General features: G+C 46.0%; 21 protein-coding genes. 17 read left to right on the forward strand and 4 right to left on the reverse strand.

All coding sequences use genetic code 11. From position 1 onward, the window contains the following. The first annotated feature begins 10 nt into the window (after positions 1–10). Positions 11–430, forward strand: a complete 420-nt coding sequence (locus MKY66_RS04295; RefSeq protein ID WP_076214949.1) for an ester cyclase — start codon at positions 11–13, stop codon at positions 428–430. 129 nt (positions 431–559) lie between these two features. After that, positions 560–2938 carry a glycosyl hydrolase family 65 protein gene (locus MKY66_RS04300; RefSeq protein ID WP_076214947.1) on the forward strand — a complete coding sequence of 793 codons (2379 nt, stop codon included), beginning with the start codon at positions 560–562 and terminating at the stop codon, positions 2936–2938. Positions 2939–3077: 139 nt separating this feature from the next. Here the strand turns inward: MKY66_RS04300 and MKY66_RS04305 are convergent, their stop codons facing one another. Next, entirely contained in the window at positions 3078–3704 is a 627-nt protein-coding gene (locus tag MKY66_RS04305; RefSeq protein ID WP_076214944.1) for a response regulator transcription factor, read from the reverse strand. A 378-nt stretch (positions 3705–4082) separates the two neighbouring features. Here MKY66_RS04305 and MKY66_RS04310 point away from each other — a divergent pair, with 378 nt between their 5' ends. From MKY66_RS04310 to MKY66_RS04340, 7 genes are read left to right on the forward strand one after another with little or no spacing between them, the layout of a single operon-like run. Next, positions 4083–4352, forward strand: a complete 270-nt coding sequence (locus MKY66_RS04310) for a PqqD family peptide modification chaperone (protein WP_076214942.1) — start codon at positions 4083–4085, stop codon at positions 4350–4352. Then, positions 4349–4813: a lasso peptide biosynthesis B2 protein gene (locus tag MKY66_RS04315; RefSeq protein ID WP_076214939.1), complete on the forward strand. Its 465-nt coding sequence runs from the start codon at positions 4349–4351 to the stop codon at positions 4811–4813. The genes MKY66_RS04310 and MKY66_RS04315 overlap by 4 nt, the downstream gene beginning before the upstream one ends. Further along, the gene (locus tag MKY66_RS04320) at positions 4810–6816 is read left to right on the forward strand and encodes an asparagine synthetase B family protein (RefSeq protein ID WP_076214937.1); all 2007 of its coding nucleotides are present in this window, start codon (positions 4810–4812) and stop codon (positions 6814–6816) included. Before MKY66_RS04315 ends, MKY66_RS04320 begins: the two co-directional genes overlap by 4 nt. A 46-nt stretch (positions 6817–6862) precedes the next feature. After that, entirely contained in the window at positions 6863–8812 is a 1950-nt protein-coding gene (locus MKY66_RS04325; protein ID WP_076214934.1) for an ABC transporter ATP-binding protein, read from the forward strand. Further along, on the forward strand, positions 8809–10614 hold the full coding sequence (locus MKY66_RS04330; protein WP_256704311.1) for an ABC transporter ATP-binding protein: 1806 nt from the start codon (positions 8809–8811) through the stop codon (positions 10612–10614). The genes MKY66_RS04325 and MKY66_RS04330 overlap by 4 nt, the downstream gene beginning before the upstream one ends. Before the next feature lie 14 nt (positions 10615–10628). Continuing rightward, positions 10629–11090: a GNAT family N-acetyltransferase gene (locus tag MKY66_RS04335; RefSeq protein ID WP_076214931.1), complete on the forward strand. Its 462-nt coding sequence runs from the start codon at positions 10629–10631 to the stop codon at positions 11088–11090. A 23-nt stretch (positions 11091–11113) separates the two neighbouring features. Continuing rightward, the gene (locus MKY66_RS04340; protein ID WP_256704310.1) at positions 11114–12322 is read left to right on the forward strand and encodes a clostripain-related cysteine peptidase; all 1209 of its coding nucleotides are present in this window, start codon (positions 11114–11116) and stop codon (positions 12320–12322) included. A gap of 88 nt (positions 12323–12410) precedes the next feature. Here MKY66_RS04340 and MKY66_RS04345 read toward each other — a convergent pair whose 3' ends face one another. Then, the gene (locus MKY66_RS04345; RefSeq protein ID WP_076214929.1) at positions 12411–13178 is read right to left on the reverse strand and encodes a GNAT family N-acetyltransferase; all 768 of its coding nucleotides are present in this window, start codon (positions 13176–13178) and stop codon (positions 12411–12413) included. A 149-nt stretch (positions 13179–13327) separates the two neighbouring features. Between MKY66_RS04345 and MKY66_RS04350 the strand changes: the two genes are divergently transcribed. The 7 genes from MKY66_RS04350 (at position 13328) to MKY66_RS04380 (ending at position 19350) form a co-directional block, all read left to right on the forward strand. Then, on the forward strand, positions 13328–13990 hold the full coding sequence (locus MKY66_RS04350) for a SprT family zinc-dependent metalloprotease (protein WP_076214927.1): 663 nt from the start codon (positions 13328–13330) through the stop codon (positions 13988–13990). Between the two features lie 141 nt (positions 13991–14131). Beyond that, positions 14132–14518 carry a DUF1801 domain-containing protein gene (locus MKY66_RS04355; RefSeq protein ID WP_076214925.1) on the forward strand — a complete coding sequence of 129 codons (387 nt, stop codon included), beginning with the start codon at positions 14132–14134 and terminating at the stop codon, positions 14516–14518. A gap of 42 nt (positions 14519–14560) precedes the next feature. Continuing rightward, positions 14561–15094 (forward strand): isochorismatase family protein, encoded by a 534-nt coding sequence (locus MKY66_RS04360; protein ID WP_076214922.1) that lies wholly within the window; start codon positions 14561–14563, stop codon positions 15092–15094. Between the two features lie 319 nt (positions 15095–15413). After that, complete coding sequence (locus MKY66_RS04365) at positions 15414–15623, forward strand: helix-turn-helix transcriptional regulator (protein ID WP_036605982.1); 210 nt, start codon at positions 15414–15416, stop codon at positions 15621–15623. A gap of 198 nt (positions 15624–15821) precedes the next feature. Further along, a complete protein-coding gene (locus MKY66_RS04370; RefSeq protein ID WP_076214920.1) occupies positions 15822–17405 on the forward strand; it encodes a glycosyltransferase family 39 protein in 1584 nt (527 codons plus the stop codon). A gap of 4 nt (positions 17406–17409) precedes the next feature. Next, complete coding sequence (locus MKY66_RS04375) at positions 17410–17958, forward strand: hypothetical protein (RefSeq protein WP_143760375.1); 549 nt, start codon at positions 17410–17412, stop codon at positions 17956–17958. Positions 17959–18363: 405 nt separating this feature from the next. Next, positions 18364–19350, forward strand: coding sequence for a phosphotransferase (locus MKY66_RS04380; protein ID WP_076214915.1), 987 nt, complete (start codon positions 18364–18366; stop codon positions 19348–19350). A gap of 144 nt (positions 19351–19494) precedes the next feature. Here MKY66_RS04380 and MKY66_RS04385 read toward each other — a convergent pair whose 3' ends face one another. Both MKY66_RS04385 and MKY66_RS04390 read right to left on the reverse strand, forming a co-directional pair. Continuing rightward, positions 19495–21714: an S-layer homology domain-containing protein gene (locus tag MKY66_RS04385; protein ID WP_339806920.1), complete on the reverse strand. Its 2220-nt coding sequence runs from the start codon at positions 21712–21714 to the stop codon at positions 19495–19497. 257 nt (positions 21715–21971) lie between these two features. Next, positions 21972–22538 (reverse strand): hypothetical protein, encoded by a 567-nt coding sequence (locus tag MKY66_RS04390; RefSeq protein ID WP_339806922.1) that lies wholly within the window; start codon positions 22536–22538, stop codon positions 21972–21974. A 376-nt stretch (positions 22539–22914) separates the two neighbouring features. On the opposite strand from MKY66_RS04390, the gene MKY66_RS04395 reads away from it, so the two are divergent. Beyond that, positions 22915–23391 carry a GyrI-like domain-containing protein gene (locus tag MKY66_RS04395; protein WP_076214907.1) on the forward strand — a complete coding sequence of 159 codons (477 nt, stop codon included), beginning with the start codon at positions 22915–22917 and terminating at the stop codon, positions 23389–23391. Positions 23392–23430: the final 39 nt, after the last annotated feature.

Consider the following 23430-nt stretch of genomic DNA (forward strand, 5'->3'; position numbering starts at 1 on the left):
AGGTTGGCGTATGACAGCAGAACAGATTGTCAGAACCTTTTTTGAAGAAGTCCGATCAGGCCGAAATCCTGATTACGCAAGCAAAGTGATGGCGGATCAGGTACTGGCTCATCAAGTGATATCTGAAGAAGAGGTCACGGTGACCCGAACACCTTCTGATTATGCAGATCATGTGCGAGAAATGATCGAAGCATACGGGGAGTTTTCACTCGAAATTCTGGAGTTGCTGACGCAAGGTGATAAAGTTTATGTGCGCTGGAGACAAACGGGTACCCATATTGGCGAAGTGGACGGATACAGTCCAACCAACCTCCCGGTGATTGAAATTGCGAGTGCGGTATACCGAGTGGAAAAAGAACAATTTGCAGAGTATTGGATACAGATCGACAGGTTGGGCATCGAGAAACAATTGGAACGTAATCGGAGCTGAGTTTCTCAGCTCTTTTTTAGTTTTCAGTTCTTTGTAAGCGTTCCCGTGTTATAATGGACAAAGTTGTATACAAGTTACCTAAAACGTTTTCTGTCTTTTGACTCCATTATCTGAAAGTGAGGTTCAGTGATGATTAAAGCAACGGAAGATAATCAATATGTTGAACTAACAAGCCCGACAAGTTTACCGAAGGCATCCGGATTCCTTTGGAATGAAAAGATGATGATTCATGTGAATTGCCGGGGGTACGCGGTGGCCCAATTCATGCAGCCCGAACCTGCCAAATACTCGTATGCGCCCAACCTGGAAGCCAAGACGTTTATGCAACCGGAGCAGCCATACTATGCCCACCATCCGGGACGGTTTGTCTACATTAAAGATGAAATAAGTGGCGAAATTTTCTCAGCCCCGTATGAACCGGTTCGCAAGCAAGCGGATAGCTATACGTACTCCGTAGGCAAACACGATATTCATTGGAAAGTCGTCCAAGACGACATTTGCATCGAGATGTCCCTGCGCCTGCCGAAGGAAGATGTCATGGAGCTATGGCGTGTGAAGGTAACCAATCTGTCTTCGAGAAAACGCAAGCTTAGTATCTACCCGTATTATACGGTTGGCTATATGTCCTGGATGAACCAATCCGGTTCATATGTGGAAGATTTGCAGGGCATTGTCTGCTCGGCGGTTACGCCGTATCAGAAGTATCAGGATTATAGCAAAATTAAAAATTACAGCGACAAAACCTATCTGCTTGCAGATCACCAGCCGACCGCGTGGGAAGTGAATCATGAGAGCTTTGAAGGCGAAGGCGGTCTACATAATCCTTCGGCCCTTCAGTCGGAGACACTCGCAGGTGGAGATTCGCGGTATGAGACACCTGTGGCTGTATTGCAATATAGAGTCGAACTGGAAGCGGGAGCGGAGCAGGCATATCGATTTATTTTTGGCCCGGCTCATGATGAGACAGAGATTGAAGGCATCCGTCAGCATTATTTTGTGAAACAGAATAAGGATGGACAGGATGGTTTCACCGCAGCAGAGCAGGAGTATGCTGAGTATATTGCGGAAGGGCAAGGAAACATCCAGATCGAGACACCGGACAGCTGGTTAGATAATGTCGTAAATCACTGGCTGCCTCGCCAGATGTACTATCATGGCAAAACCAATCGTCTGACAACCGATCCGCAGACGCGGAATTATTTGCAGGACAACATGGGCATGAGTTACATTCAGCCGCAGATTGCACGAGCTGCGTTCTTAACCGCTTTGTCTCAACAGCATATAAGCGGCGCGATGCCAGACGGAATTATTTTGCACCCGGACGCAGAATTGAAATATATTAACCAGGTTCCTCATACTGATCATTGTATCTGGCTCCCTGTCTGTATGAAGACCTATCTGGATGAGACGAATGACTATAGCATTTTGGAGGAGCAGGTTGCTTTTACAGACAGTGAACAAAAGGTTTCCGTACTGGAGCATATGAATCTTGCAATGCGCTGGTTGATCCATGAGCGCGATGCGCGTGGGTTGAACTATATCAATCAGGGTGACTGGTGTGATCCGATGAACATGGTGGGATACAAAGGCAAAGGCGTATCCGGCTGGCTGACCATTGCGACGGCATATGCGTTCAATGTGTGGGCAGATATTAGTGAACAGGCAGGGCATGTCGAGGTTGCAGCGGAATTCCGTCTGGAAGCCAATCAGACCAATGCGATAGCCAATGAGTATCTGTGGGATGGGGACTGGTATGCGCGCGGAATTACGGATGATAACGTCGTGTTTGGGGTAAGCAAAGACGTGGAAGGACGCATCTACATCAATCCTCAGAGTTGGGCACTTATGAGCGGTGCTGCGGATCAGGAGAAAAAGGAGAAGTTAATCCGTGCCGTAGAGGAGCAATTGGAGACGCCGTATGGTGTCGAAAAGCTCGCGCCGTCTTTCACAGCGATGCGGGAAGATGTAGGCCGTGTTACGCAGAAACATCCGGGAAGTGCGGAGAACGGTGCAGTGTACAATCACGCGGCGGCGTTCTATATTTATGCGTTGTACCTGGTGGGCGAGAAGGAGAAGGCGTATCGTCTGCTGCGTAAAATGATTCCGGGCCCTGATGCCGAGGATATTCTCCAGCGGGGGCAATTACCTGTATTTATCCCGAATTATTATCGCGGAGCTTATCGTCAATTCCCACGTACAGCTGGGCGCTCCAGTCATCTGTTCAACACGGGCACGGTGCCTTGGGTGTATCGTTGTCTGATCGACGGATTGTTTGGACTACAAGGTCATGCACAAGGACTTCAAGTGCGTCCGCAGTTACCAGAAGATTGGAACGAGGCATCAGTTACGCGGTTGTTCCGCGGGGCTGAGCTGAATGTAAACATGAAAAAGGATGCAACTGTCCAGACGATTGAAGTGCATGTTGACGGCCAACGCATTGAAGGCGACATCATCAAGAATATACAAGCCGGTATGAAATATGAGGTTCTGGTGAAGCTGCCATTGTAGAAAAGGTAAAGCGGTCACTTGTTTGATATACAGCATTCATGAGAAGGGACGAAGCAGCGGCATCTGCTTCGTCCCTTTTGAACGTATCGGTGTTATTACTCTTCACCGATATGCTTATGAGACACCTTCACTTTTGCATTTATATCAAGTTAAGAATCTTGCATTTGTGCACAGCATATGTTCTGGAGCTAACCCTCAGTTTTTTATAAACACGTCCCAAGTGATATTCGACATTTCGAGTAGACATGAAAAGAGACTCCGCGATTTGTTTATTGGTTTCACCTTTTGCCACCTGTTGTAGCAATTTTATTTCGAACTCTGTCAGCACAGTTTCAGGAGCATTAAAGGAAGCTGTCGGAGTGAAAATCGCTTTAAGGAAATCCAGGGAAAAGATAACCGCCTCTTCCATGCACATGGAAATGCTTGTGAGCACCTGCTGAGCTGAAAAAGACTTGTCGATAAATCCGCGAATGCCTGCCTGTACCGACATTTGAAACAGCTGAATCATATCCTCCTGGGAATAGAAAAGCATGATTCTTGCATCAGGAATGATCTCCAGTGTTTTGGTTGCCAGTTCAATTCCGTTAAGGTCCGGCATAGACAAGTCATACAGGTAAAGGTCTATCGCATTGGCCTGTTCTTTTATGAAGTCTAGCGTTTCAAGGGCTGAATGAAGTACGGTTACCTTCATGTTGTTTTGTTCCAAAATGAGCTTCATTCCACAGGTGAATGCTTTATGATCGTCTACCAGAATTACGTTCAGCATGATATACACCTCGTATGTATTATTTTCTTTCGGACCACAAAATAACCGTAACAAGCGGATTTGTGGAATCTTGGCGGGTTTTGGGGATTGATTGCGGTTAAAACCCATTATTTCTATGATATATTAAAAATGTAATATATTTCAAGTTGAGAGGTGGTGAAATATATGCGTAAAGTTCAAGTGGCTCCTTTGAAGAGTTATGGTGCATTCCTGACAGTAACTCTCTCCAAGAAAAGTAAGCCGGGAGATGGTAAAAACGGCCGTGGAGTAAAACGTGGTTAATTTCAAAGGCATTATATGTTCACCAGAGAGGGCCTTTCGGCTCTCTCTACTCATTTCCATATACTATATATTACCTTGCAGAGAGGGGTAGCAGGCATGAAAATTGCCCGAAGCGAGGAAACCGCCACGACGTCATTAAGCGAGGAATGTATCGTGCTGGATATCAATAACGGCGAATATTTTGGACTTGAAGGCGCGTTGATGGAGCTGTGGCTGGAACTGGAGACTGGGACAAGGGAATTCGACCAAATTCTGAGTAAATGGAAAAGTGAATTTGATCAATCCGAGGCTGAATTAACCGATATTCTGCAAAACGCTATTCAGGAACTTTGGGCTAAAAATCTGGTCAAGGTCGATGCCTCATGAGCAAGTCGATCCCTGTCCATAACAAGGTTTATTTTACCACGGTCCATGCTTTTGTCCGCCTGTTACTGCTGGAGACGGATTTTGTAGATGCTTATGAAAAAATTGCAATACATATGTATCCGCTTCATGTAAGCGCAGGACGAAGGGAAGCGAATCGGATCGAGACGGCCGAATTGTGCAGACTTGGTCAGATGATGTATGAAATGGATGAAAATGATCATCTCATCACCTCGTGTGTTTCCATAGCTATGACAGTTCAGGCCATTTTGTTTAGTGCCGGCTATGAGAGTGACTTGTTGATCGGTGTGAAAAAGATAGATGAAAAATTGTTTTCTCATGCATGGGTGCGTTTGGAAGACGGTCGGACTATTGACCCCAATCATAAAGGAAATGATTTGAAGGTGTTGAAAACATATAATATGAGCGAATATGCCGAGAGGTGGGTGCTATCTCTGGGATGAAGATATGGATTGCTATGCAGGGCCAAAATCGAAATATTTGGTTAGAGTGGATGGATTCAATTAAAAGGTGGGCAAGGGTTACCGGTGTGGATGTATATACGGACGACACGTTCCATTTAGCAACGCTCTCCTATGGTTACGGACCGCAGGTTTCCAGTTCCTTCACGGATGTCCGTCTTGATTTTCCCATCATTCTGGATGGCTGGGCAAGCGGTGAGTTGCAAGCCCATGCCGACGATTTCCCGTCCCTTTCATTTCATCAGCAGGAGCAAGCTTACCGTTTGCTTCAAGAGAAACCTGAATATCAACTATGCAAGTCTCAAGGGGAATTTACACTGGTGTACTGGGACCAGAAACGAAGCAGCTTGATTGTTGCTACGGACAGCTATGCAACCCGACCTGTTTATTATTGGATAAGTCCAAGAAATGAATGGTTTGTTGCCAACGACCTACGTGTGCTTTTGCTGCTTCAGGATATTCCTTTTGAGGTTGATGAAGACGTGTGCCGAATGTATCCGACTTCAGGCTTTGCGGTGGGGGAGAACGGACTGGAGGAGCGCACTTTTTTTAAAGGCATTCGCAAGCTGCCCACGGCCTCCATTGCCTGGTGGAACAATCATCAGGTGAAAGTGCAAAGCTACTGGGGAATGCGGGAACTGACAAGCAGGCCACAGCTCACGGAGGATGCTGCCCCTCAATTTCGTCAATTGCTGAAGCAGGTGACCTCGGAACGTTTTAATGGTAGCAAACGAATTGTTGAACTGAGCGGAGGACTCGACTCGGCTGCGGTTGTAGCAGCCGCCATTGCCAGCGGGAACCGAGAGCAGGTTCTGGCTGTCAACATCTCTTTTGCCGAGCCGGATATGATGCCAAGCCATGATAAGGATCTCGTCAAAAAAATGATGAAGGATCTGCGCATTCCCGGCCTGATCATTCATGCAGACGCCACGGCGAGAATACCAAATGCCGAAATTGGCAGGGACCCGCTATGGTTCGTGGATGGTCCAGATCCCCGAGCCAATTCACTTGTGAACGAAACATTTACAGTGCTTGCTCGGCAATTTGGAACTGCTGCCGTTTTGACGGGTGAAGGCGGAGACTTCATATATAGCGGTGAGGCTGCTGTCATTGATTCCTATTTTCGGCAAAAGCGCTATCGGGAAGGCATTCGTCAGCTCCGAAAATGGACTGGCAATCGAGCGGGCCCCATGCTGAAAAGGGGTTTCCAATATGGTTTGGCGCCATTCATTCCTTATATTGGAGAAAAATTGTACTATAAGCTGTTATGGTCGGATACGGAGTACGACTTGCCAGAATTTTTTACAAACGAACATCTCTTGAGAGAACGGCAGATGAATGCGGGGGAGGTTCATCGATACCGAAAAAGCAGGCCACTAAATTACTGGGGAAAGCGTTATCATTATGACTTTCTGTGGCCACGTGCAAGATACATGGACTCTGTAAGTGTTACCTTGCCTGCATATCATCCGTTTCTGGACCGTCGCATGATCGAATTTTCATTCTCGGTTCCGCCGGAGCAACATTATGATCTCTTGAAGGGGGAGCAAGACAGCTATGCTGGTTCCAAGCTGCTGCTTCGAAAAGCATTCACAGATATCTTGCCTTCGTATGTCTATAACAGGTCGTCCAAAACAACCTATGCCCATATGGCCAGAAAAAGCTTTTTGAACGATCGCAAGCATATTTTGCAATTGTTCGCGAGCGGACAGCGTGTGCTTGTTACGGAACTGGGGATTATTGACCAGAAAACGTGGTGGAAACACTTGGTCGCCATGGCAATCCGTTCGGAGGACCCGAATAATGATCTGGGCATGGGTTACCAATATATGCGCTCTGTTATCGACTTGGAGATTTGGCTACAGGAGATGAGCCGGGGCAAAGAACATGTGCTCAACCGCTCCAGGCCGGCTCCGGCAAGGCTGCTCGGAGATATCGAGGAGGTTAATCTGAATGAGAAGAAACCTATGTATTTTCATGCCTGATTCAGGGCCATTTCAATCATAAAGGTGCAGACGAATGGAGAAACACATGGCTGATTATGAAGGACGGTGCAGCAGAGCAGAACGAACATGGCAAACAACCCATTTACTCGTGCGAATGTTGTGGAAATCCGGTCCGGTATTAACCGTGCTTATCGTATTGTTCATATTCATTGAGGGGGCTGTTCCAGCACTTCAGCTCTATGCTTCTAAACAAATTATCGATGGAATTGCGCCAAACGCTTCAGAATCATACGCGGCGCAGTGGGCTATTGTCTATGCTTGTAGCCTGGTTTTGCTCAGCCTCGTGAACGCCGCGCAAACCTGGCTTAAAATGCTGCTATCGGAGCGATCTATCATTACTGTGAATAGCGTTTTGCTGGATGCTTTTGAACGTATTCCCGGCATGCGCTTTTTTGAAGAGGAGGAACACCGAAACCGGCTGGAAGCCTTGCGGGATCGCTCCAATTGGCTACCAGCACAGCTCCTGAATTTCAGCGCGAATTTGTGCACATCTATTTTTTCGACGATTGGTATTATTATGCTGATTGCCGTGCTCTCTCCGATGCTGTCCATTATTCTGGTGCTGTCAACAGCTCCTTTTGCATTTATGCAGAACCGTTACAACGAGATGGAATGGCAGTATGCCAAAGAATATGCAGTTACAAGAAGAAGATTGGATTATACTCGAAGCCTAATGATTAGTCGACGTGCCGCCAAGGAAATTCGCCTGTTTGGTTTGGGCAGCCATTTCCATAACATCTATCAACACACGTTTGCTCGGCTGTATGAACAGTTTCGAATGATCCAGGCCAAAAGCGCCAAAGGAACGGTTTTCACCGGTCTTTTTTCGGGTATGGTGGCAGGAGGAGCATACTTTTGGGTAGTAAGTCAATCTGGATCGGGCTCGATTTCGCTGGGGGATATTGCTCTGTATTTAGGGGCTGTGTTTCAATTGTCTGTTTCCTTAAGAGAGATTGCCAAGGAAGGGGCAGACACGATTGATATCTGGAGAATGGGAAATGATTTCGTCTTATTTATGAATGCAGAGGAAGATATCCGGATGCCTTCACATCCCGTTCCAGTGAATGCTGGCCCCCTATCTATAGAATTCAAGGGAGTAAGCTTCAAGTATCCATATCAGGATCAGGAGAGTGCTGCTTCCGAGGAAGCAGCTGATGATTTCGACCTGGACCTGGACAGTGAGGAAATTGATGACGAAAACGAGGACGAAGTCCACGACTATGCTGAGGATGTTAATGAGAGTGAAGATAAACGTTCCCCCTGGGTTCTTGACCATATCAGTTTCAGCATATCGCCCGGGGAGCGCATCGCGATTGTTGGCGCCAATGGGTCGGGTAAAACAACACTTGTCAAGCTGTTGTGCCGCTTCTATGAGTTTTGCGAAGGCGAGATTAAAATCAACGGTGTGGATATTCGCTCGTTTGATGTCAGGGAGCTGAGAGAGCATATCTCGGTTGTTTTTCAGGAATTCGGAAAATACGAGTTATCCCTGCGCGAGAACATTATGATAGGCAGCATGAACGCTAAACTGAGCGACAGGGAGATGAATCAAGTACTTCAAGATTCAAGGCTGGACCAGATCGTTTCGGCGCTGCCTCATGGAATCGAAACCCTCTTGGGCCCCGAATGGGGAGGTACTGATTTCTCGGGTGGACAATGGCAACGCGTGGCGTTAGCCAGAGCGATGGTTCGTCAAGCAGGTCTGGTCATTCTGGATGAACCGGCTGCGTCTCTTGACATCCGGGCTGAATATGAGATTTTCAATCAGTTTCAAAAAATGACAAAAGGTAAAACGGTGATCATGATCTCTCATCGGTTCAGCACGGTTAAACTAGCAGATCGAATACTTGTCCTGAAAAATGGTTGTATCGTGGAAGAAGGTAGCCATGAGGCCTTAATGTGCAAAAATGGGGAGTATGCAACCATGTTCCGTTTGCAGGGAAAATCTTTTCAAGGGGAGGAGCATATCCAGTGATAGCATTGCAACGAATCACAGCCAGGCGACGACAGATGGCCTCCTCCGTTTTGTTTGGACTGTCCTTGCTATGGACATGCTCACCAGTAAAAGTGTGTACCGTTTTTGCCATTAAAATGCTTGAGGCATTGCTTGGTCCGCTGCTTGTGTGGCTGAGTGCCCAGATCATTGACAGATTGGCTGAGCATCCGTTTGTCCTTGCATCATGGGATGCGCTAGCTTGGATGGTGCTGTTGTATATTGGGCTAACATTAGCTGTGGATGCCCTCCAACCCGTATCAGAGATGCACAAACGCCTGTTGACTGCCAAACTTCAAGCACATATTGATGAGTTGTTGATCAGCAAAGCAATGTCGATTCCGGATATTGCTCCTTTTGAAAAGGCAGGTTTCCATACAAAAACTCGGGTTATTCAATATAACGAATACTTCGTTACAATGTGGTTAACGATTATTTCTCAGACCATCGGAGGAGTGGTCGTGATTGCAGCCGGGAGTATAATGATTGGAACGATCGCTCCCTGGGCCCCGATTGTCTTGCTGGCATTGGTCGTTCCCAAGCTGTACTGGGAAGCGAAGCTCAACAACGTTACCTTTGAAGGACGCGAGGAGGTCCAGGAATTAAGGCGGCGTGCTGAGTATTACGCTGGTACGCCGCTCAGGCCTGAAACAGCCGGAGAGCTGAAGGTATTTGGTCTTGTTCCTTTTTTTAAAGAGAGATATCTGAACACATCACGAGAGCTTCTGCTTACACTTTCAGCCGACCAACGGAAACTGGCTCTCCATCAATTATTGTGGTCTGTGCTCCAGTCGCTGGCCGCCGGTCTCATCATTATTTATCTAGTTGGACATGCGCTTTCCGGTCACTTCACAGCAGGGGACATCTTTTTATTTATTGGTGCCACTATACAGTTGAATGAGGGAATGAATGAATTGTTTGCAGCTTTTGCGATCGGTCCCAGGGAAGCCAGACATCTGGAGAAGATTCGTTCTTTTCTCTATAGCGAGAATGAAATGAAGTCAGGCCCATGCCCTCCGGCGGTGTCCGTCAAAGAGGGCTTCCGGCTGGAAGGGGTCCATTTCCGGTATGATGAAACCAAAGTTGTGCTGGATATCCCAGAGCTTATCATCCCTGCTGGAAAAGTGACCGTGTTGGTCGGTGAAAACGGGTCAGGCAAAAGCACGCTTGTCAAACTGCTCCTGCGCTTCTTTGATCCTAATGAAGGAGTGGTGTTTTACAACGGTATTCCGCTGGGCGAGTATGATATCGCTGCCTATCGGACACAGGCTACAGCCGTATTCCAGGATTTTGTGCGCTATGAAATGAATCTTCGGGACAATATTGGACTAGGTAATCTTGCGGCTGTTAACGAGCAAAGGATAATCGAAAGAGCTGCCAAGCTGGGCGGAGTAGACGAATATCTCCACAAGCTGGGGCAAAAATATGATACACAGCTAGGCAGGCTATTCGGAGGCAGAAGCCTTTCAGGAGGAGAATGGCAGCGGATTGCATTATCCCGTGCTTTTATGAGAAAGGATATTGCCGGATTACTGATTATGGACGAACCTTCCTCTGCGCTTGATGTGTTCATGGAGGAAGACGTGTTCCAGCGAATGCGGGATTTAATGAAAAACAAGACGGTGGTCATCGTCTCGCATCGGTTAAGCACTGCACGACACGCAGATTATGTAGTCTATATGGAACAGGGCAGAATCATGGAGACGGGAACCCACGACCAATTATTGGAAAATGGGGCAGGGTATGCCGAACTGTACAATATGCAGGCTCAAAAATATAGATAAAGAGGTGAGATGAAATGAGCGTGATTGACAATATGCGACCGTTTATGGTAAGAGATCTGGCGATGCTGGAGGAGTGGTTTAAGGATGCAGAGGTTCATCGGCGCTTGGAGGGAATGCTTCCTTTAGACGAGTGGCATCAGCACGTGCAGCAGCATCCTGGTTATGACGTGTGGGTAGCGTTCTCGCAGGGTAAAGCCGTAGGTGTAAGTATGATTGAGCAGGAGGAGCAGAATACGGGAAGTATTGCCATCGTTGTCGATCCGTCGGTTCGAGGCAGGGGCTGCGGCAGAGCAGTGATTGGAAAAGCTATGCAGCTTCCCAAACTGGAAACGATCCATAAATGGTACGCTGGAATTGAAGCCGACAACGCTGCTTGTTTGAAGTGTTTCCAGTCTACTGGTTTTGTACTGGAGAACGAAGCTCCCGATGAAGACGGTTATTTTTCTTTATGGCATATCGCTAATATTAAAGTGTAGAGCGGAAACAAGGAGGGATGGCAATGAAAAGAATAATACGGCTGCTTGTGTTCATTCTGCTTGTCTCGTTTCTTCCTATATCTGAACTAAAAGCATCCGATCGGCAGGCCGATTACACCTTTCTCATCTATATGATTGGTTCTGATATGGAAAGTGATTTTCATATGGCAAGCGATGACTTGAAGGAAATGATGAGTGTCGGCTCTTCCGGCAATGTAAATGTTGTTGTTCAGACAGGAGGGGCCCGAAGCTGGGAGCATTCGTCCATTGAGTCCGGTCTGAATCAACGATGGCGTGTGGAAAAGGGGAGGTTGGCCCTTCTGGATAACGCAGGCTCGCAAAATATGGATACATCCGATTCCCTTACAGATTTCATTCGCTGGGGGACCCGTGAATATCCAGCTCGGAAGCATGTGCTTATGTTCTGGGGGCACGGTCTTGGACCGATCGATGGATACGGCGGCGACGAGCACTATGGAAATAAAAAAATGAGCTTGACCGAGCTTCAAAAAGGAATTGGACGCGCCTATAACGAAACGGGAATTAAATTTGAACTCATTGGCTTCGATAATTGCAAAATGGCAAGTGTGGAGGTGGCCTATGCACTTAGGAACTATGGGGAATATATGCTTGCCTCTGTCGATTACACGAATCAGAATGGGTGGGATTATACAAAAATGCTGAAGGCAGTTCAAGACAAGCCCGGGATTTCCACCCTTGAGTTGGGCAGAACGATTGCTCAAGGATATCTGGAACAGTCGAAGGAAAACGGCGAAGAGGAGGACCTTCAGCAATCGATCATTCGACTGGATCGGATGGAAGAGGTTATGAAGGCAGTCGAGTCATTTGGCAAAAGATTGTTAAAGCCCCAAGCTATGACAAAGGGAATAAGTCATTTGAGACAAGCACGGGATCAAGCCGAGGATTATGCGGACGAAGCCGATTTGGTGGATCTTGCTGATTTGTTTACCTTGATCGGGAAAAGAATGAAAGCTGAGACCGAGGCGGACCGCGTCAAAAAAACAATTCAAAAAGCGGTTGTTTTTAACATGAGATCACCGGAGCATCCTAAGGGAGAAGGGATAAGCGTTTATTTTCCAGATAAGGATGTCAGCCGTTTTATTGAAAAGGCCAGTGCTTATCAGAAGCTGGACTTTGACCCGCACTATAAGGCTTTTATTGCTGAATACTCAGCATTGCTGTCACGGCTGCCTCAGAACACTCGCGACTAACATAGGGTTACACACCTTACTTGTTGGCAGGGTCAGCACCCTTCCAGAATACCAAACAAGTGAGGTGTTTTATTGTTTAGGAAGCAGATCAGGACTCACTCGATTCTTTGACTCTGTACCAATAGCTATAAATCTCTGAATAACCCAGCTTGGCGTAAAGCTTCAAGGCAGGTGCATTATTCGCAACCACTTGCAGGTAACTGGAGGTAGCGCCCTGTTTTTTTGCCCAATGGAGGAGATGAAGGATCATCTGTTCAGCAAGCCCCCGATTCCGGAAGTTAGCGTCTGTAATGATGTCATATAATCCAATGTAGCCACGCTCGATCACACCGAACCCACAGGCGACAACTTGCCCGTCGATCAACAGCGAGATGAAACCTACCTTTGTGCGGATATTATGTAACATTTGTTCTGTCGTTTCCCGTTGCAGATCATTCACCTGATTCAGTCGGCAAAAGTGATCCAGCCACGTTGTGGTTAACTGCTCGTCAATCTGTACAGCTTGGTGCTCAGGCTCTTTGATATGTTCCAGACTCCGAGTCTGGAGGTAGGTGAAATCCACAACAGCATACCCTTTGTCTTGCAAAAGTTGGTCTAGATGATCCGGCTGAATAAACGGTGTGATCTTAAATATGGTACTTAACTGATTGGAAGCATAGATGCGCTCACATTCCTCAATCTTTTCATGCACATCCAGCGTGGAGTAGTGGATCGGTTGAACGGAGTTGGCACGCTTGGTATAACCTTTGGCAAAACGCAGTACCCAACCGTCATATAGTAAGGTAGACAAGGACTGCCAGTGGTTAAGCGATAGTTCTTCAATGGTTTTGTGTTCTGAATCTATGGTATTCGTCATATCCACCCTCCGATTTTATGATTAAATAATAATACATAATAATGTATAAAAATACAATGCAAATAGATATATCGCCAAACAGTATGCATTATCATGGGAGATAGTATACAATTTGATTTGGTTGAATAACTTCAGAAGCGGAGCGCATTATGCTAACTATAGAATTAAATAATCACAGCATTAACTGTCATATCCAATACGGCAAACGCAAGAAAGTTTCCATCACGATGGACTTGCCTTATATGGTAACAATCAAAGCACCCAATGGTACCAGTGAAGACATGATCCGGCAACTTGTAGAGCAGCACGGGGATGTGATTTTGAAGAAATCCGCTCTGATGCAGCGGGCGCTCGACGGTCCTCAAGCCAAGGAATACGAAGATGAGGGCAAGGGGAAGTTTTTGCTTTTTGGCAAGGAGCATGCACTGCATGACTTAATCCCTGTAGAGGGTCTGACAGAAGAAGAGCTGCGAGCGAATTTGAAGAAGTTTTATTTTGCCGAGTGTAAACGCATGATTGGGGAGCGCATCGGACGTTATCAGCAAGAGTTGAAGGTGAAACCGAAGTCAGTAGAGATTGTAGATTCTCCCACCAAGTGGGGCAGTTGCAGCTGGGACAAAAAACTTACGTTCAATTATCGCCTGGCGATGGTACCACTGGAAGTGATGGATTATGTCATCATTCATGAACTTTGTCATATTCACCACATGAATCATGATCGCTCCTTCTGGCGGCGGATCGGCAGCATCATGCCGGATTACAAAGCAAAAGAAGATTATCTGATGCGCAATGGTCGAGCCATGACGTTGTAATTTCAGGCTTAAGCTTTCAAAAACGATACATCCCTCAGTTGCAGTAAAATAGCTGTTCCGCTTGTCCATTTGAAGTACAATAAAAGCAAATATGCCCGTACCACGAATCCATTGATGTATCCGTGGTGGAAGGAGTCCAAGATGGCTGAGAGTAACCATTATTCGGTGCTGGTAGATGAATATATCTCGGAGTTTGCACCTGATGTACAGGTGAGATTACAGGCGTTAAGACAGATTATTCGCGAGTCGGCTCCGAACGCCGAAGAGAAGATCAGTTACAAGATGCCCACGTATGCACAGCATGGGAATCTGGTTCATTTTGCCGCATACCAGCATCATATTGGGTTTTACCCTGCTCCCAGTGGGATTCTGGCGTTTAAGGAGGAACTCTCCAAGTACAAAGGGGCTAAGGGATCTGTCCAGTTTCCGCTGGATCAGCCATTGCCGGAGGATCTGATCCGCCGGATTGTGGAGTATCGGGTGAAAGAAAATGTGGAAAAAGCTTCGGAGAAGAAGCAGAAGAAGTAATAAATGGTAAAAACCTGTTAGTCTACTGAAGGGGAAGTGCAGATGAACAAAGCACTAATCGTGTTGGATGTGCAGTATGGTATTACATCATTGAAGGATTTCACAGTTCAGTTGGGCAAAATTGAAGCGGTTATCGCTGATTTTGAACAGCAACATGAGCCAATCATATACATGAAACATGTAGATTACGATCAGGAGGGCTCTTCACTGTTCTATAAGAATACTGCAAACCTGGAGATTATAATGGGTACGGGTCAGTATCCCGTTATGGAGAAAAGCAAACCAAGTGCCTTCAGCAATCCGGAGCTAAGAACTTGGCTACAAGAGCATCAGGTAGAACATGTATTTATTGTTGGATTCAACATGGAATATTGTTGTCTGTTTACGGCAATTACTGCGGAACACGAAGGGTTTAAGGTAACCTTGATTGAGGACGCAACAGGTTCGGTGAACACAGCGGAGACGTATGAGATGCCGGGTCTGGACATTCAGGATTTTGTCGGTTCGATTCTGAACTGGTCCAATTGTATTGAAGTTTTATATGTGAATGAGTATAAAGAAATGTATCGTATCTAGCGTGGTTTACATGTGACGCCGGAGATTTGAGTATGGTATAATAAGAGCAGATTAGACGTAAAATGCAAAGAGAGCCGTGCTGGTAACACGACTCCTCCGAGCAATAGCCGCTTTTAAGGGCGGTGGGCTCCGGTAACATAAGGGCACGATGAAATAGACCGCAATCCTTTGCTACGGGGGCGGTCTATTTGCGTTTATCGGACAGAATGGCAACGATGAGCAAACCAAAGGTAAGCATCAACATAATTGCTTCAAATACTGTCACAAGGCATTCCTTGTCAACATCACAGTGTGCATTTTAGTTTGGAGGGGAATTCGTATGATCAAGGTTCATTTATCTCGTATTATGGGTGAGAAAAGAATTAATATTGCTGATTTATCCCGACTAACCGGATTACATAGAAATGGGATTGCCAAATTATATAATGAAGAAACCGATGGTGTGAAGTTTGATACGCTGAATCGAATATGTGAGGCTTTGGATTGTGACATCCAGGATATCATTGAGTTTATTAAGGACGAGAAGTGATCTTCAACAATTAGCTAAGGCCCTGTACTTCTCAAAAAATGGATATATAGACCGTTACCTTATCGAAGGGACGGTCTTTTTCTGTTTGTATACACATACTGATCCGCACCGATCGCAAGCGTTACTCCCTTTCAGCGATTTTTCAGCCAGAGCCATTATAATACTCACGGAATCCTGTAATCGAAAAGGAGTTTTCGCATGTCTAAGGTGCTGCATAAGTCGTTTTATCTCATTTTGCTCGTGTTTGTTGCGGTGTTTATTGCCTCGTCCTTGTTGGTGCGGGCACAGTATAACTATGCATTGTATGGGGACAATCCCATTTTGGGCATGCAGCAGTGGAGTGTTTTTCTCCCGGTCATTCTTTTGCTTCTTGGTTCAGGTGTCGGGTTATACACTCTATGTCTGAAGCTGAACAAATACAGCCCAAAGATTGTCATTCCGATTGTGCTGTTATGTTCTCTGGTCATTCAGATCATCATCATTTTTGTATTTCCGAGAGTACCCACCGATGATTCACAGACCGTTCTCTCACTCGCCATGAACATGCTGTATGACCAAGACTACTCTTCGTTTGAAGTGGGTGGTTATCTGCACATGTTCCCGTTTAACTACTCGATCGTGTTGTACCTGAAGACATTGCTGTACCTGTTCCCGGACAACTATCTGGTCATCAAACTTTTTAATATTTTGTTTTCAACATTAACGACGTTCATGATTTATCTTATCTACAAACAAGTGAACGACAGATCCACGGAACGTGATTACGGTGTGTTAATCTTTGCAGCCACGTACCTGCCTTCCTTATTCCTGAACAACCTGATCTATAACGATGTGGTTGCTACAGCATTTCTGACATCTTGTTTATACTTTGTTATTCGTTTTGTACGTGAAAAGTTTTGGAAAACAATTGTTATTGCCGCCGTTTTTCTCACGTTGGGCAATTACTTCCGAAGCATTGGCGTAATCGTGTTAATCGCTGCCATCATCTACATCCTGCTGAATATGCGGAGCATCGGAATGAAGAAAGTTGTGATTTCCATCGGTGTGCTAGCTATGTTGTTTAATGTACCAACCTGGACTCAGAATGCGGTTCTTCAATCCTCCGGTGCTGTGAGCGAACCTGTTGGAGAGAATGCTGCACCGGTCTATATGTGGCTGAATATGGGGATTAATCTGGAGCGTTTTGGCTTCTGGGACAATATGGAGAGTTATCAGATCTACCAGAGGCAGGCCAACTATAGTAAGGCAGAGAGCGCAGCATTATTCAAACAAGAAATCAGCAACAAGCTGTCTGAAGCAAGTGCGAGTGACTTGGTGCAGATGTATTATAAAAAGATCATATGGACCTGGACCGAAGGGACATACCAGATGGACCGCTACGGAATCGGCAATGAAAGTTCCATGGGTGCCGGAAGAGGAAGGGGAGGCGGAATCGCAGGCTCCTACAGTTACACCAATGCGATAACCGAGTTGTTGCAGGGGGATTCCGCTTATCGGACAGGTTTGCTCTGGATCGTATATGTGATGAATTTTTTGATGTACTGTTTTATTTCCATCCGGTTGGTTGGTGGAATTCGTCGTAAACGGTATGATGAAGTCTCCTTAATCCTGGTCATTCTCGGATTCATCGGATTTTATATTCTGTGGGAGATTAAGTCGAGATACATCTACCCTGTATATCCGTTGTTGGTTGTGCTGTCCTATATGGGTTTCAGTGATACGTATGACTTCATATTCCATCGTAAAGGTACCTTGGAGAGATATTCCCTGAGAAAAAGGTGATCATATGCGAAAAAATAAATATTTTACATCGGTTACGCTACTCCTACTGCTGGGATGTTCGGTTATGCTAACGGCTTGCGATGTGATAACCGCTCAGAATATTACCAAGACCAGTTCTGCGCAAGGCATGAACGGTGGCGGTATGCCGAATGGTGGTGGCTTGGGCATGAATGGGAGAACACCGAGAGGTGGAAGAGGGACCGCGGGCATGAATGATCGAACAGGCAGTTCTGGCATGACGCAGGGGATGATGAATGCCGACATTACTGGTAGAGTCATCTCCGTGAATGGAAACACAGTTACGCTGGCGTTACTTGAGGTGCAGGATACCTCATCTCCAAGTAGGGGATGGAAGGATACCGGAATGGAAATGAAATTGAGTATAAGTGATGATGTCACTATTACTGAAGGTATGGGCACGCCGCGTTCGGGCAATTCCAGCCCAAGTGCTAATTCGTCCATTCCAGTGTCTGATCTTCAAAAAGAAGACATCGTGATGGTGTGGTATAAGGACAACACCGAGACGGTGGAACGGGTGATGGTTGTCCAGTAAAAAAGGATGGGAGTATCGTCATTTTGTAATTGCTTACATTTGGCTTATCGGCTATTATGGTAACAACTGGTTTTTTGAAGGGAGTGAGCGTCATGAAACGACGGTCTAAGATGGTATGTTCTATCACTACAATGAAGGTAAGCATAAACTGAATAATTCCGGCAGACCATTCAGATGCATGGTGGAAACATCCAGTTTCCCAGTCCGGTCTGAGATCTGCTGATATATAGGGATATAACTGCTCAATTTTTCTGGCGTATGCGAGGTTTATTTGCTTGTGCAAATTTCTCATACATTCAGAATTTTAAAAAGCCGCAGGCATAGCCTGCGGCTTTTTGCGCGCAAAAATAGGGATTTGATGGTTGTAAGCACTCCACATAAAACGATCCAAAAGGAGAACTGCCCATGTTAAAATTAAAATATTTATTTCAAAATAACGACCTTGCCGAGATGATCCTGAAGAATTGGAGTTATGATCCCGAATCGCTGGACATGTTTAAGTATTATCGTATATCCTCCAATGCCGTGTATCCGTTCAGAGATCAGGGGAAAGTGAGATTGCTTCGTTTTGCCCCGGTAGAGGAAAAAAATCATGTCAACCTTGGCGCTGAACTGGAGTTCCTCCGTTATCTTCGAATGAATTATTATGGGGCCATGGAGGCCGTACCTTCCCACACTGGGAAAGAACTCGTAGAAGCTTACACGCCATGGGGGCCGTACTACGCTTCCGTATTCAAGAGAGTGCCAGGTTCACAGTTAGGAAGCATTGATCTGAATGACTCCATCCTGTACAGCTATGGTGAGGCTTTGGGTGAACTGCATCATTTATCGCGATCATTCATACCTGAGCAAAAGGAGAAACGTTGGACCTATACGGAGGTTTTGGATTGGATGCAGGAGATCCTGAAGGGTTTTCCTGGTGAAACGGCTGCTTTGAACGAGGTGGAGTTTCTCCGAACATATTTTGCGACTTGGCCGATGACCCAGCAAAATTTCGGACTCATCCACTACGATTTTGAATTGGATAATGTCTTCTATGACGAAGATAGCCAGTCTTGTTATGCCATTGATTTTGATGACTCGATGTATCACTGGTACGCGATGGACGTGGAACAGAGTCTGGATAGTTTACGTGAGGAGATCGAGCCTGAACAATGGGAGCAGAAGAAACAATTGTTCCTGAATGGTTACTGGTCCGAGGCAGGAGAACGTTATGATCTGGAGAGTATGTTCCCCGCTTGTCGCCGTTTTGCCAACTTGTACGGTTATGTGCGTATGCTTCGATCTGTTGCAGAGCAGTGGTCACATGAGCCGGAGTGGATGAGCGGACTAAGAGCGAGGTTAGAGAGGATAATGACAGAAAAGGCAGAGCAATTTGGTCATCCGATTTAAAGTCTACACGTAAAAAGTTATATCCACCAATACATTGAACACTGAACATTGAACGTATGTCATGTCTCATACCATAATCAGTCTTCACAACAAACAAACCAGCTTAGGAATTCAATGTAGGATTCCTAAGCTGTTTTTTACATATTACTCGGTATAATCACTTATCGCAGTACGCCCCGCTTCTACACTGATCCAGTAGGCATAGTCTTCGCGTACGTCCACATAGAGGTTAAGTTCCTTCGCATCAAGGTTACTTACCGTTAATTCGAAATTGCCATAAGCATCTGTTGTAACCTGCTGCGTTTGGATATGCTCTACAGCAGGCGAAGGACCATGAATTTTAATCGGCATTGTCTGGTTGGCATACGCCGGGAACGTACCTTGAAGGACCAGCGTGTGATCGGCAGAATATACTGCTTTCATGGTCTGATCCGGTAGTCCACCGTTCTTTTCATTCTCGGTAGCTTCAGTGGCATTCTTCGGTCTGCTCCATAGTTCGAAGCCTTTTTCCTTCAGGTTCTGGAGAAAAACAACAGCCTCAGCCCGGGTCAAGGATTCTTGTCCCGCATAACCTTGCACCGTAGCTGCAGTTTTGCCGGAAGAGTATCCCATGTTCAGCAGATACCGGATGGCATCTTCATCCTGGGTATAATTTTTACCGCCAAGCCCCGCCACGATTACGGCTACTTCTGTTCGGTTCAAGGCATGATTGCGCAGCTTCGGATTTTGTTTGCTGGCATCCAGTTTCAGATTCAACGCGGAAGCATAGGTATAATAACGATCACTCCAGATGTTTCCTTGGATAGCTTGTCCCTCTGCAGCATCAATGCTCTGAATGACATCGGAATTCGCATACAGCTTAAACAACATGGAGAGGAATTCGGCTTCACTCACCTGATTGTTGGGTTTGAACGTTCCATCCTCGTATCCACTGACCATCTCCTGTTGAACGGCCCATTGAATGGCATCTTTCGCCCAATGTGTACGGATATCAGTTAATTGGGGGATTCCCGTGACCGTAACAGAGACAACCACTTCTTTCCCTTCAAAACGAATCCGAATTTCGGCTTTACCAGCCTGAAGTCCAATGATTTTTCCATCCTTGATGGCAATGCGATCTGACGTCGTGGTGAAGGAAACGTTAGATTGTGGAACATAGGATGTTCCGTTATCATTCACTGCAGTGATTGAAGGTAGATCAATCTGTTCTCCTGCTCGGACGTTCAGGTTTTGTTGTCCTGGCGTTATACGGGTAAGAGTGGCATCTTGAACACCGTCAACATGGAAGAAACGTGTGGAGTATGAGATCTCCGCTGCTGTACCATTTTTCTTTTGCAGACCTGTAATTCGAATGTTGAACGTATCGCCGTTCTTTAACAATTGCACATCGTCCGGACGGAAGATGATGGCGTAGCCATATCCATATCCACCTGTCTCTACATTGAAATAGGCTTGATTAAACCATTGTTTATCCGCAGGGTCCACGTTGTAATAACCGGTTGGAAAGCCACTATTCTGATTCTTGGCATTAAAGGTCCACGTACGTTGATCGGAAGTCCGAGTCATCTCGACCTGTACCTCAGATAGTGATGGTTTCGCGAATACATCTGTATTCAGTTGAACAGACCAGGCCTGTGTACTGCCAAAGGCTTCGATTGGAAATGCGCCCTGATTCGGGAACAGGCTGTAGTTGAACGAAGTTCCACCAGTTCTGCTTTTATCAAATACCTGCATGGCACTATAGTACTGATCATATGTCTTGCCTGCTTCACTACGAGTGGCGAGTCCAAATCCGATTCGTTGCAGTTGTGGACTCAAAATCCAGCGCCGATGACCGAGTCGATCAATATTGGAGGCGTCTGAATCATTCATGTAGGCCTGTATGCTTTTTGTCAGAACGTTACTCTTGGCACTGCTGGTAACGTACAGATTGGAGCTGCTGGCAGACTTTGAACCGGTGTCAAAGAAATCCTTTGGCATATCTCCTGGCTGCTCTGGATAATGGGACAGGTATCCACCCGTGGAGACCACAACAGCCCCATGCTGGGCTTGACGATTCAAGGTAGGATCAAGGACAAGATCGCCCTGTAGCCCCGTGATAAAACGATAAAAGTTGGCTGCGTTCAGCCCTTGTTCCAGATAGGCGTCACTTATCACACCAGCAGAGTAGGGAGCACTTGTCGAAGGTATCTCTGTATACAGGGGAGATGTATCATTGCCATTCATCCACTGATTCCACTTTTGAATGATCTCCTGCTGACTTCGCTCAGGCAACAAACTGTCGACCTGTTCCGCATGTGCAGATTGAGCACCCCATAACAGAAACAGCAGGCCTGCCAAGGGCAGAGCGAACAGTGATTTCATTTTATTTTTCCGGTAAACCATGTTTCCAACCCCTCTCATATCTGAACGTACGAAGAACATATGCATGTTCAGCATTATGGTATATTCATCGACATTACAGCTGGTTTTGCTTAGAGCCAGGCATGAGAGCATAAGGCCGAGTATATAAAGGAGGGTGTTTGAATTAGGGAGTTGGTGGTTCATTTGTTGAAAAAAGAGCACAGGCCACCCCGCTGATACGGGACAGCTTATGCTCTTTCTAAATATGTATCTACTTTTTAGTCGAGACTCAGGTCGAAATCAGGCTCACACATATATTCTAATGGGTAAAGATCATCTCGTGCCGAGATTAATGCACGGAAATGAAGATAAAGATTATTGGGTTGTACTACAATGCCACCAACACGATGGGGCATAAGTTCAGCCACGACGAAGACATCCTCGGCATTGTTACATCTAAAAAGAACATTTTTCGGATGAATGACTTCCTCTAGGTAACTGTATGTCATCACGTGAAATGTTTGTCCGCGCCAGTTTGTCTTGATCACTTTATAGGACTGCGTTCGTACCAGATCCAAATAACGCTCCAGCTGGAACGTATGTTCAAATTGCGTAATATAACCTTTTTTGTCCACATCAATCGTAAACTCGACATCATAGCTTACATGCATTTCATCTTTATAAGTTCCGTTCATGACCTTCATGGCCTCAAAGTGTGATCCGAATTCCGGATCTTCCACATAGGGAATGGTAACGAGTTCGGGGTCAACATATTCTGTGATCTTGCTGTTCATGGAAGGTGCGCTGTAATACTTCGATGGCTGAAGATCAATCGATCCAATCATGCTTCCTGGGAAACCGGGGCTGCAAGTTATTCGCATAGTCATCTCCTTAGTTGTTGGTCAGTAGTTAGACGAATGACTAAGGAGAAAGTTGCACCAGAATAAGGAAATGAAGGACGGGGGCAAACTCGGTATTTCTATCTCCCAACATCGAGCAGGAACGAATGGTAGGTAAATATTCTTTTAAGTCATGAATCGCACGTCTACTTCTGTTCCTGCTACTTTCATATGACCAGTAGCACCGGCGCTATTTCCAATCGTTCTGCTCTTTTGATAAAGTATCTGTAGGACATAACGGAGATACATATCAACTATGAGACAACATGAATGGGTCATGGAGAACCGTGCCCCGTATCGCTCTCGGAGAGGAGTCCATCTAATGAATGTGAATGAACATGTGATCCAACAACAGTCCCTTACCTTTGTGGGCATCAAACGAACGTTCTCTTGTGTGGGTGGAGAGAATTTAAGAGAAATTCCTAAGATGTGGCAGGATGCTTTGGCAGACGGCATTGAGGAACTTTTAAACGGGTTCAATAACGGAGCTATTCCCGGTCTGGTGGGCATCTGTGTAGATCAGAGAGAGCTGAAGGACAATCAAATGGAGTATTGGATTGCTACCTCTCGCTCAGGTGAAGTGCCTGAAGGTTTGGTGTCCATCGAACTTCCCGCGTCCCATTGGGTTGTATTTGAAGCGGATGAATTAAAGCCGGAGGCGATACAACGGTTGTGGCACCATATTATGAGAGAGTGGTTTCCTTCCACTACATATAAGCATGCAGGGATTCCGGAACTTGAAGTGTACAAAGGTCACGGCACACCTCCCCAAGTCTGGATACCTGTAAAATCTGTGTGAGCAAAATTGAATTAGGAGCCATTCCTGTAATGAAGTAAT

Source organism: Paenibacillus sp. FSL R5-0766, from assembly GCF_037971845.1.
GTDB lineage: Bacteria > Bacillota > Bacilli > Paenibacillales > Paenibacillaceae > Paenibacillus.